The organism is Vibrio sp. THAF64 (assembly GCF_009363455.1).
In the GTDB taxonomy this organism is placed as follows: Bacteria; Pseudomonadota; Gammaproteobacteria; order Enterobacterales; family Vibrionaceae; genus Vibrio; species Vibrio coralliilyticus.
This window is the reverse complement of record NZ_CP045356.1, coordinates 545,524-556,907: the sequence shown is the minus strand read 5'-3', so window position 1 is coordinate 556,907 and position 11,384 is coordinate 545,524. Positions and strand designations below refer to the sequence as shown.

At 45.3% G+C, this 11,384-nt stretch carries 10 protein-coding genes; 8 read left to right on the top strand and 2 right to left on the bottom strand.

Features of this window, described 5'->3' with window-relative positions; genetic code table 11:
• Positions 1-83 precede the first annotated feature (83 nt).
• Positions 84-347 (bottom strand): DUF3012 domain-containing protein, encoded by a 264-nt coding sequence (locus FIU99_RS19095; protein ID WP_006960600.1) that lies wholly within the window; start codon positions 345-347, stop codon positions 84-86.
• A 307-nt stretch (positions 348-654) separates the two neighbouring features.
• On the opposite strand from FIU99_RS19095, the gene rbsD reads away from it, so the two are divergent.
• The 7 genes from rbsD to FIU99_RS19060 all read left to right on the top strand — a co-directional run bounded on the left by rbsD (position 655) and on the right by FIU99_RS19060 (position 8,311).
• The gene (rbsD, locus tag FIU99_RS19090) at positions 655-1,074 is read left to right on the top strand and encodes a D-ribose pyranase (RefSeq protein ID WP_006960601.1); all 420 of its coding nucleotides are present in this window, start codon (positions 655-657) and stop codon (positions 1,072-1,074) included.
• A gap of 24 nt (positions 1,075-1,098) precedes the next feature.
• Positions 1,099-2,604 (top strand): ribose ABC transporter ATP-binding protein RbsA, encoded by a 1,506-nt coding sequence (gene rbsA / locus FIU99_RS19085; protein WP_006960602.1) that lies wholly within the window; start codon positions 1,099-1,101, stop codon positions 2,602-2,604.
• Positions 2,601-3,584, top strand: coding sequence for a ribose ABC transporter permease (gene rbsC, locus FIU99_RS19080; RefSeq protein WP_006960603.1), 984 nt, complete (start codon positions 2,601-2,603; stop codon positions 3,582-3,584). Before rbsA ends, rbsC begins: the two co-directional genes overlap by 4 nt.
• A gap of 58 nt (positions 3,585-3,642) precedes the next feature.
• Positions 3,643-4,521, top strand: a complete 879-nt coding sequence (rbsB, locus tag FIU99_RS19075; protein ID WP_006960604.1) for a ribose ABC transporter substrate-binding protein RbsB — start codon at positions 3,643-3,645, stop codon at positions 4,519-4,521.
• A 136-nt stretch (positions 4,522-4,657) separates the two neighbouring features.
• Complete coding sequence (rbsK, locus tag FIU99_RS19070) at positions 4,658-5,578, top strand: ribokinase (RefSeq protein WP_006960605.1); 921 nt, start codon at positions 4,658-4,660, stop codon at positions 5,576-5,578.
• Between the two features lie 22 nt (positions 5,579-5,600).
• Entirely contained in the window at positions 5,601-6,605 is a 1,005-nt protein-coding gene (locus FIU99_RS19065) for a substrate-binding domain-containing protein (RefSeq protein WP_006960606.1), read from the top strand.
• A 158-nt stretch (positions 6,606-6,763) separates the two neighbouring features.
• The gene (locus tag FIU99_RS19060) at positions 6,764-8,311 is read left to right on the top strand and encodes a DUF3369 domain-containing protein (RefSeq protein ID WP_152472473.1); all 1,548 of its coding nucleotides are present in this window, start codon (positions 6,764-6,766) and stop codon (positions 8,309-8,311) included.
• Positions 8,312-8,321: 10 nt separating this feature from the next.
• Here the strand turns inward: FIU99_RS19060 and FIU99_RS19055 are convergent, their stop codons facing one another.
• Complete coding sequence (locus tag FIU99_RS19055; protein WP_095571479.1) at positions 8,322-10,256, bottom strand: ATP-binding protein; 1,935 nt, start codon at positions 10,254-10,256, stop codon at positions 8,322-8,324.
• A gap of 127 nt (positions 10,257-10,383) precedes the next feature.
• Between FIU99_RS19055 and FIU99_RS19050 the strand changes: the two genes are divergently transcribed.
• On the top strand, positions 10,384-11,352 hold the full coding sequence (locus tag FIU99_RS19050; RefSeq protein WP_095664252.1) for an ABC transporter substrate-binding protein: 969 nt from the start codon (positions 10,384-10,386) through the stop codon (positions 11,350-11,352).
• The last annotated feature ends 32 nt before the right edge of the window (positions 11,353-11,384 follow it).

The following is an 11,384-nucleotide window of genomic DNA, read 5'->3' as shown; positions in this document are numbered from 1 at the left end:
CTCGCGACGAAATAAAGGTTCATTTATTTAGCCACTAACAGGCAGGTTGAATTCCTCTTGTTAGTGGCTTTTTCGTTGAGTGACTAAAGAATGCAATGTTTGGCGTAGCTGGTGGCTTCGTTTGCTGTCCATTCGCCTTTCGGTTTATCAGCTAAGTCCTGGCACCAAGCTTCGCTACCGACCGTATTCTGAAATACACAGTGTTTGGCAAAGTCGAGCGCTCCCTGAGCATTCCATTCGCTCTTCGGTTTATCCTGCATGTTGTCACACCATTCCTGTGTGCCGATTTCTTCTTGGCATGCGCTCAGTGCTAACGCTGCGGCAAGAACGAAAACTATTCTTTTCATCGTTTCTCTCAGTTTTTTGTTTGCGCCACTATACCCAAATTTACGTCTCAAGTGTGTTATTTACGGCTGAATCAATCACCTGCTGCGTTAAAAAATGCATCAAATTTGGTGAATGATGTCACTGTTTGGGGCTGTTAAAATCATCAATTAAGGATCCGTTTCACACTCTAAAGATGAGTGACTCGCAAAACTGAAGTCAACGATTATGATTTCATCGAAACGTTTCGATGAGTTTTCTGTTAATAGCGGATGCAGTGCGAAATAGAAACTCAACGCAGTTTGAACGTGTAATCGATAGGTCGATGAAATGAAAAAAAGTACCCTGATAAACTCTGAACTTTCTTACCTCGTGGCGACACTAGGCCATACTGATGAAATCACGATATGTGATGCAGGCTTACCAATTCCCGAGCAGGTGCAACGTGTAGATCTTGCGTTGACTCACGGCGTGCCAAGCTTTTTGGAAACAGTGCGAGTGATTCTTTCAGAGTCGCAAATAGAAGGGGTGATCATCGCTGAAGAGTTTGCCTCCGTCAGTCCTGCACATCATGAGACTTTGATTGCTGAGCTGCGTGCTGAAGAAGCGCAGACAGGAAAATCTATTTCGGTGGTTTATGTACCACATGAAGAATTCAAAACGCGCACTCAGCAAAGCCGTGCCGTAGTGAGAACGGGTGAGTGTACGCCTTACGCCAATGTAATTTTTCAAGCTGGTGTTGTGTTTTAAGCCGTTTGAGACTGAGGACCAATTATGACTCAAGCTATTCTACAACTGAGTGAGATTGAGAAAGCTTTCCCCGGCGTTAAAGCCTTGGATAAAGCGAGCCTGAACGTTTATCCCGGTAAAGTGATGGCTTTGATGGGTGAAAACGGTGCGGGCAAATCAACGTTGATGAAAGTGTTGACGGGAATCTACAGCAAAGATTCGGGTAGCATTCATTACCAAGGCCAACCAGCAGCGTTCAAAGGCCCGCGTGATTCGCAGGAAGCGGGAATCAGCATTATTCACCAAGAGCTAAACCTGATCCCTGAACTCACGATTGCAGAAAATATCTTCCTTGGCCGAGAGTTTACAGGCGCGATGGGTCGAATTCAGTGGGACAAAATGTACGCTGAAGCGGACAAATTGTTAGCAAGACTGAACGTAAAGCATAGTGCTAAGCAACTGTTAGGCGAGCTCAGCCTCGGTGAACAGCAGATGGTTGAGATTGCTAAAGCACTGTCGTTTGAGTCGAAAGTTATCATTATGGATGAGCCGACCGATGCACTGACAGATACCGAAACCGAGTCTTTGTTTGCCGTGATTCGAGAATTACGTGAGCAGGGCTGCGGCATTGTTTATATCTCTCACCGTCTGAAAGAGATTTTTGAAATCTGCGATGACATTACGGTGCTTCGTGACGGAAAGTTCATTGGAGAGTGCGCTGTAGCGTCTACCGACGAAGATGGACTGATTGAGATGATGGTTGGCCGTAAGCTGGAAGAGCAATACCCACGCATTGACGTTCAACATGGCGACATTTGCCTTGAAGTGATTGGGTTGACAGGCTCTGGCGTTCACGACGTCAGCTTTAAACTCCAGCGCGGTGAGATACTCGGTGTCTCGGGTTTGATGGGCGCCGGTCGAACTGAATTGATGAAAGTCATCTATGGCGCTCTGCCTAGTGAGCGTGGCGTAATCAATCTGAATAACAAAACCATCAACCCTGTGAGCCCACAAGATGGTCTTGCAAACGGCATTGCTTACATCTCTGAAGACCGCAAGGGTGACGGCTTAGTCTTGGGCTTGTCAGTAAAAGAGAACATGTCGCTTTGCTCTCTGGATAAATTGACCAAAGGTGGTCGAATTCAGCATAGCGATGAAGTGGTTGCCGTCGAAGACTTTATCAAACTCTTCAACATCAAGACCCCAACTCGCGATCAGATCATTGGCAACCTATCTGGTGGTAACCAGCAGAAGGTGGCGATAGCTAAAGGTCTGATGACTAAACCTAAAGTACTGATCCTTGACGAGCCCACACGTGGTGTCGATGTCGGTGCAAAGAAAGAAATTTACCAGCTCATCAACAAATTCAAAGCCGATGGCATGAGTATCATTCTGGTCTCTTCAGAAATGCCGGAAGTGTTGGGAATGAGCGACCGTATCATTGTGATGCATGAAGGCCGCATTAGTGGTGAGTTTGATGCCAAAGACGCCGATCAGGAGAAGTTGTTGGCGTGTGCAGTAGGCAAAGAAATAAATGAGGAAGCAGCATGAGTACTAATACCATGAGCAAACCAAACGAAGCGGGCAGCAAGAAGCTGTTCAGCAAAGAGTGGCTGATTGAACAAAAGTCGCTCATCGCACTTATCTTCCTGATTGTTGTTGTATCGTTCCTTAACCCCAACTTTTTTACGGTCGATAACATTCTTAACATTCTGCGTCAGACCTCAGTAAACGCAATTATTGCGGTAGGTATGACCTTGGTTATCTTGACCGCAGGTATTGATCTGAGTGTCGGCTCGGTTCTGGCATTATGTGGTGCTTTTGCTGCCAGTTTAATCGCTTTGGAAGTGCCTGTATTGGTGGCGGTTCCAACGGCCTTGTTTGCCGGTGCAGCACTGGGTGCGATCAGCGGTATCATTATCGCCAAAGGCAAGGTACAAGCATTTATCGCAACACTGGTAACCATGACCTTGTTGCGTGGTGTCACTATGGTTTACACCGATGGTCGCCCAATTTCGACTGGCTTTACCGATACCGCTGATGCTTTCGCGTGGTTCGGTACAGGTTACGCTTTGGGAATTCCGGTTCCAGTTTGGTTGATGGTCATCGTTTTCGCTGCGGCTTGGTACCTACTTAACCACACGCGCTTTGGTCGCTATGTGTATGCATTAGGTGGTAACGAATCTGCGACACGCCTATCTGGCATCAACGTCGATCGCGTTAAGATTGGTGTCTACGCTATATGTGGCCTGCTGTCGGCACTGGCAGGCATCATTATCACATCTCGTCTTTCTTCTGCTCAGCCAACCGCTGGTATGGGCTATGAACTGGATGCCATAGCAGCCGTTGTACTCGGTGGTACTAGCTTAATGGGCGGTAAAGGTCGAATCATGGGCACATTAATCGGTGCACTCATCATCGGCTTCCTAAACAACGCTCTGAACTTGCTCGACGTTTCATCTTACTACCAGATGATTGCTAAAGCCGTAGTTATTTTGCTGGCTGTACTGGTCGACAACAAGAACAAGTAATTCATAAAAAGGCTTGGAGGTAAGTACTCCGAGCCACCCTACACAAGGACTAAACACAATGAAAAAACTCGCAACTCTTATCTCTGCTGCACTTCTTTCATCCACCGTCTCTATTTCAGCACAGGCGCAAGATACGGTGGCTATCGTACTGTCTACGCTGAACAATCCTTTCTTCGTTACGATGAAAGATGGCGCAGAAGCAAAAGCGAAAGAGCTGGGCTACGACCTGATTGTTCTGGACTCACAAAATGACCCAAGTAAAGAACTGTCTAACGTCGAAGACCTCACGGTTCGTGGCGTAAAGGCAATTCTGATCAACCCTACAGATTCTGATGCTGTTTCAAATGCTATTCGCATGGCAAACCGCTCTGACATTCCTGTACTGACTCTAGACCGTGGTGCGAGCCGTGGTGATGTTGTAAGCCATATCGCTTCAGATAACGTAGTCGGCGGTGAAATGGCGGGTCATTTCATCATGGAAAAAGTGGGTGAAAAAGCGAAAGTTATTCAGCTAGAAGGTATTGCGGGCACGTCGGCTGCACGTGAACGTGGCGAAGGTTTCATGAACGCAGTGAAGGGTAGTGAGATGGAACTACTGGCCAGCCAGCCAGCTGATTTCGACCGCACTAAAGGCCTAAACGTAATGGAAAACCTGCTAGCTGCAAATCCAAACGTACAGGCGGTATTTGCCCAAAATGATGAAATGGCGCTAGGCGCACTGCGTGCTGTACAGGCCTCTGGTAAAGACGTGATGATCGTTGGTTTCGATGGTACTGATGATGGTATCGCTGCAGTTAACCGCGGCAAACTGGCTGCGACAGTGGCTCAGCAGCCAGATCTTATCGGTTCATTAGGTATCGAAACTGCTGACAAAGTACTGAAAGGTGAGTCTGTTGAAGAGTACATCCCAGTACCTCTGAAAGTAATCACTAAGTAATGTGAATTTTGCCCTTCTCCTCATTTTAATCTGTCGTTTCGAGGAGGAGGGCAAATAAGCTTGCGCTTTTGCGAGAGCGCAAACTTATTACTCCCGTTCCAAATTAGTAAGGTTCAATTGAACCGAGGATAACCGTATGAATAAGTTAGTGGTATTAGGTAGTGTTAACGCTGACCATGTTCTCCAAGTGCCTTCTTTTCCTCGTCCAGGCGAGACGTTGCATGGTCGCAACTATCAAGTTATCCCAGGTGGTAAAGGGGCAAACCAAGCCGTAGCGGCGGCCCGATTAAACGCAGACACAGGATTCATCGCCTGCGTTGGTGATGATGCGTTTGGTATCAATATTCGTGAAAACTTCAAAATGGACAACATCAACATTGCTGGCGTCAAAATGCAGCCAAATTGTCCAACCGGAATTGCCATGATTCAGGTAGCTGAAAGCGGTGAGAACAGTATTTGTATCTCCGCGGAGGCGAATGCTAAGTTGACTGAAGACGCGATTGAGTTTGATTTAGAGCGAATTCGTCAGGCCAACTATCTGCTTATGCAGTTGGAAACGCCAATGTGTGGTATTGAAAAAGCCGCGCAAGTCGCGAAAGCGTCTAGAACCAACGTTATCCTTAATCCAGCGCCAGCGCGTGAGTTATCGGATGAGCTACTTTCTTGTATTGATGTGATTACCCCAAATGAGACCGAAGCAGAAGTACTTACTGGCGTGACGGTTACAGACAACGAGTCAGCCCAAGAAGCAGCAAATACGCTTCACCGTAAAGGTATTGAAATCGTATTGATTACGCTTGGGGCTAAAGGGGTATGGCTAAGTCAGAATGGACGTGGTGAACTAATCCCAGGCTTCAGAGTCGAAGCAACAGACACAACAGCTGCAGGCGATACCTTTAATGGGGCCTTGGTCACTGGTTTATTAGAAGATTTGCCTCTAGAATCTGCGATAAAGTTTGCTCACGCTGCCGCAGCCATTTCCGTAACACGCTTTGGCGCACAGACTTCAATCCCTAGTCGAGATGAAGTTGACGCTTTTCTGGAGCAACATAATTAGTCAAATATAAGGAGATAATTACATGGCTACAATGAAAGATATTGCCCGGCTCGCCGGTGTTTCCACTTCAACTGTCAGCCATGTCATTAATAAATCTCGTTATGTAAGTGAAGAAATTTCTGAGCGGGTAAACAAAGCCGCTCAGGAACTCAACTATACGCCTTCCGCGCTCGCCCGTAGCCTTAAAATTAATCGTACCAAAACCATTGGCATGTTAGTAACAACCTCTACAAACCCATTCTTTGGCGAAGTGGTTAAGGGGGTTGAACGCAGTTGCTATCAACAAGGTTATAACCTCATTCTTTGCAACACCGAAGGTGATAATGAGCGCATGCGTGAGTCAATTAACACCTTGTTGCAAAAACGCGTCGACGGTTTGATCCTCATGTGTTCTTCCTTGGAGGGCGAACGCATTGACGTGTTCGAGAAATACCCTGATATTCCGGTGGTTGTGATGGACTGGGGTCCGATGTTGTTCACCAGCGACAAGATTCAGGACAACTCACTGCGTGGTGGCTATATTGCAGCTAAGCATCTGATTGAATCAGGCCATAAGGACATCGGCTGTATTACTGGTCCGTTAGTGAAGCATCAGGCTCAGATGCGTTATGAAGGTTACAAACGCGCATTAATAGAAGCGGATTTAGAATTCAACCCAAATTGGATTATCGAATCTGACTTTGAATGTGAAGGCGGCTACGACGCTTTTAATAAGATGCACGCGAAAGGACCTCTGCCAAGTTCCATCTTTGTTTGTAACGATATGATGTCAATGGGCGTGATTAACGCCGCCAACGAAAAAGGTATTCGCGTACCTCAAGATTTATCGATCATCGGCTATGACGATATTCAAATCTCCAAATTCATGACTCCGGCACTGACAACAATCCATCAGCCAAAATACCGTTTAGGTAAGGCAGCAGTGGAAGCGTTGTTGAAAAAACTGGATGGTGGAGAGACGGAACCGCAAGTTGTCCAACTCGAGCCGACTTTAATCGAACGTAAAACGGTTCGTGCGCTCTCCTAGAACTATCGCAAGCCTTTAAGTTTCCACAGCTTTTTTAGTGCGAATTTTTAAATTAATTTTTGTGGACTAGAACTGCATATTGAGTGCCATTTACACTTTTTTTATAAGTTTGTGCTAAACCTTAAGTTAGAGAAATAGTATTAGGGGTTAGACAAGAAATGGAATTGTTTGCAGACCATCGACAGTCACAGCAACCTGCTACCAGTGAACGAGACTCAGCAGAGCGGTTGGCTTCCCCATGGAAAGTACTGTTGATTGATGACGATGAGCAAATGCATCAAGTCACTAAACTGGCCCTTTCTGATTTTGAGTTTGAAGGTAGACATCTGGAACTGATATCCGCTTTTTCCGCAACGGAAGCTAAAGGTATTTTTCAGAATTCAGATGACATCGCTCTCGCGCTTGTTGATGTGGTTATGGAAACAGAGCACGCGGGTTTGGAGCTGGTTAAGTACGTCCGTGAAGAGCTTGGTAACAGCTTAGTCCGTCTCGTTCTGCGAACAGGGCAGGCGGGTCAGGCTCCAGAAGATACCGTTATTCGTGAATATGAAATCGATGACTACAAAGAAAAAACTGAATTAACTACGCAAAAACTCAAAACCCTACTTTATTCTATGCTTCGTTCCTATCGCGACCTTTGCCTGATTGAGCAACAAAAGAAGGGACTTAGTAAAGTGATTGAAGCTTCGGCGTATGTTCAAAACACCACCACTCTTCAGACCTATGCTACCTCCGTGCTAGAGCAATTGACCTCGCTGCTTAAGCTGGATCAGTCCGCTTTATACTGCATTGTTCAACCTCGACCAAATGGCGAAGAGTCGCGAGCCTTAACGCTTGCTGCGACTGGTGATTTTGTTGATTTCTATAGTGAGTGTGCTTTTGAAAAGCTACCCGTAAAGGTGTCTGAGCGTTGTAAGCGTGTATTTGAAGCGCAAAAGTCAGAGAAGTTTGGTGATGCCTACGTGTTGTATACGCATGATGAACAAGGCGTAGACTGTATTTTATATGTGAATGTTAAGCGTGAGCTTACAGAATTGGACATGCAGTTGCTTGAGATTTACATGCAGAACATAGGTTTAACCTTTGAAAATCTCAGCCTGATGTTGGATATTCGCGAAACGTCTAAAGAGTTGGTTTACACCCTTGCTAATGCAGTGGAAGCGCGGAGTAAAGAAACAGGTGCTCATGTTCAACGAGTCTCTTTATTCTGTGAAAAACTGGCTCTACTGTATGGTCTAAGTGAATCAGAAGCATCTGTCATCAAGCACGCTTCTCCATTACATGATGTAGGTAAGGTCGCGGTACCTGATTCGATCCTTCACAAACCCGGTAAGCTCAATGCGGAAGAGTGGGAGATCATGAAGAGACATGTTGATTATGGCGTGGATATTCTCAGCAAATCTAAGCGTCGCTTGATTACTGTTGCTAAGGAAATTGCCGGTTATCACCATGAAAAGTGGGACGGGACAGGCTATCCGAATGGTTTATCTGGTCTGGATATACCCGTAACGGGTCGTATTACCGCTTTAGCTGATGTGTTTGATGCACTAGGGGCAAAACGCAGCTACAAAGAGCCTTGGAGTGATGAAGACATTATGTTAGAGCTGGTTGCCCAAAAAGGTAAGCATTTCGAACCTGAATTGGTTGAGCTGCTCATCTTACATTGGGATGAGTTTATTGAAATTCGCAATTCCCTACCAGATTAATTTTCTAACGTTAGTGTTCATCTTCCATAGGTAAATTTTCTGGCAGTGTGAGTTTAAAATATACCCCTTCACCCAGTTGAGAGTTGAATTCCAGCTCTCCTTGGAGCTTTTGTTTCACTAGGTTAAACACCAAGTTAAGCCCCAATCCAGAGCCACCCAACCCGCGTTTACTAGTGTAGAAAGGTTCAAAAATCTTCTGATGCAATGAGGCGTCCACGCCACTGCCGTTATCTCGGTACTCAACGATTATTGATTCATCTACTTGGTAGAATGAGATAGTGATCTCCGCTTGAGGTTGGTTATCAAAGGCGTGGTTGATACTGTTCATAACGAGGTTAGAGATAATTTGAGTTAGCACACCTGGTAAGCTGTTCATCAAAATAGTCCGGTCACCCGTTAATCTTGGTTCAACGGGGATCTTACGAGTTTCAGGATGCAAGCTGGCTAACAGTGCCTCCAATACTTGCATAACGTTGAATTGAGAACGAGCTTCGGATACCTGATCGACGGCGGTTTGTTTGAAATCCTTCACCAGTTTTGCTGCGCGGCTGAGGTTATGTTCGAGCATTTGGCTGCTGTCAGACATGCGTTTCATCAGTGTCTCAAATTGCGTACTGGTTAGAGTCTGAGCTGCGAAGGCTGCGTTGAGTTCGCTGGTTACATCTCTTATCACTGAAGTTGCGGTTACGGCGATACCTAATGGCGTGTTAACTTCATGAGCGACACCTGCCACTAAACCGCCTAAGGCAGCGAGTTTTTCTGACTCAACCAACTTGTCCTGAGTTTCTTGCAGTTGTTCCATACTTTGCTTGAGGTCGAGTGTTCTTGAAGCGACCATGCGTTCCAGATTTTGGTTCAGTTCTTCAAGCTCAATTTGTGTCAGCTTCAGTTCAGTAATATTGATGGCCGTGCCTCTAAAGCCCAAAAACTGGCTATTTTCATAACGCGCTTTAGCTTGGAACAAAAGATGTAGGGTGATGCTGTTGATGGTGACACTTTCTTCGACTTGCGTGAAATCATTCCGCCTAGCAATTGCCTGATGCAGGCCTGTCGAGTCATGCAAATCTTCTATGTCAGAAAAGCTGAGGCCATTAACCGCAGTTAGGCCAAGCGTTTCTTTCATTGGTTCAGAGCAATAAATAAGCTGACCAAGATCATTGGTTTCCCACAACCAATCCGACGACACATGCGTGAAGTCCGCCAAACGTTCTTGCTCGCTTTTAATACTGTTGTAGAGCAGAGTAATGTTGTTACTGATCTTATTAGCGCCTTCTCCCAGCCAGTCCAGCTCGTCATTTTTTTCTGTGATCCAACGAGTATGCTCCAAAACCAATGGGGGACTCGGATGACGCGGATTAAATGCTCTCAAGTACTGCGCAATCTGGAAGACACGACGATTAACACTAGCGTGAAAAATAAACAGCATCACTGAACAAACGAGTAGCGTTTTAAAAGCATTGAGAAGAAGTGTGGAAATAAACTGTTGAATCAGATAGTCATAGATTTCCTGTGCGTTTGATTCGACATAAATTGAACCAATATCTTCAGTATGACCATCTTCAGGATCGCGATAGGTGAGTAAATAAGTAGCTTTGACGACATTGCCTTTAACTTCTTTTCCTGAGTTGAAGGTGTAATTTCCAGAATGGACTTCAAGGTAGTCAATTTTAGGAAGGTTGACTAATCCATCAAGTCTTTCCTGAAGGACGACTAAATCGAAAGACCAAAGGGAAGAAGCCAACAAGCTGGCATGTACGTCGCGTATCTCAATGTGTCTTTGGTCGACATCACTAAACTCTTTTTCATAGTCCCAAGATAGCTGCAACAAAGTGGTAAGCAGTGTTACTACACTACTCAATGTCACCATGAGTAGGATGATGCGGCGACCAATTCGGCTATACAAAGGGTTATTTATGCTTTCTTCTACTTTTTTGCTGCGGCTCATAGGACTCTAAAGTCGTGTTTTTACTTGAGTATAGCCTGCACTGATTAACTTTTATAACGACCTATTCATACCAAAGATAGTTTTCAATCCTAAACTAAAGTATGAAATGTGATTTTAAGGGGGTTCTATGAGAGTGCTGACGTTTTTGTTGCTACTGCATTGCAGTTTTGCCCAAGCGGAGAAAGTGCTACTTATAGAGAGCTATCATGCCGAGTATCCTTGGGATGCGAGCTACGTGAAAGGGATTGAGGAAGTATTGACCAGCACTGCGCAGCTATTTCGATTTCAAATGGACACCAAACGTCTCCCTAAAGATCAATTTGAATCAAAAGCTGATGAAGCTCTGTCGTACTATTACAGTTTGCAGCCTGACGTTGTGGTCTTAGGTGACGATAACGCGTTGAATTACATGTTACCTAGACTATATAAAGAGCCTATTTCTATTGTGTTTTTAGGGGTTAACTCCAACCCCCGTTACCTTCTGTACCAATATCGAGGCGAAGCTAAGATTACTGGCGTGTTAGAGCTCCCGCTTTATATTAAAAGTCTTGGTGATCTTAGTTTCATCCATCCAGAGCGATATTTTAAAGTCCGTGTGATGTTTGACTCAGGGGTGACTTCTAAAATTGCGGCTAAGCACATTCAACGGCAGTACGAGATGATCAAAGATAATCTCGGTATAGAAACGGAAATTTTATTATTGTCGACTCGGAGTGAATGGGAAGCGGCAATTATGGGTGCTGAAGCTGACGGTGTGGCCTTCATTATCATTGGTTTATACCATACCTTGATTGATGAAGGGGGTGAGAGTGTGCCTTCTGATCTGGTGTTGCAGTGGACTAATGAGCATTCAACGATTCCATTATTTTCTTTCTGGGATTTTTCAGTCGGCGCTGGGAAAACAAGCGGTGGAGTTGTCTTATTCGGAGAAAGCCAAGGTAAACAGGCGGGCACTCTGATCAATCGGATATTAGCTGGTGAAAGAGCCGATCAAATTCCGATCACTATTGGTGAGCAGGGTCGAGCTATTTATTCGACAACAGAGATGCAGCGCTGGGGATTAAAGCCTCCTTCTCATTGGCTACCTATTGATTAACACAGGATAACAAAAAGCCCCACGAGCTTGCG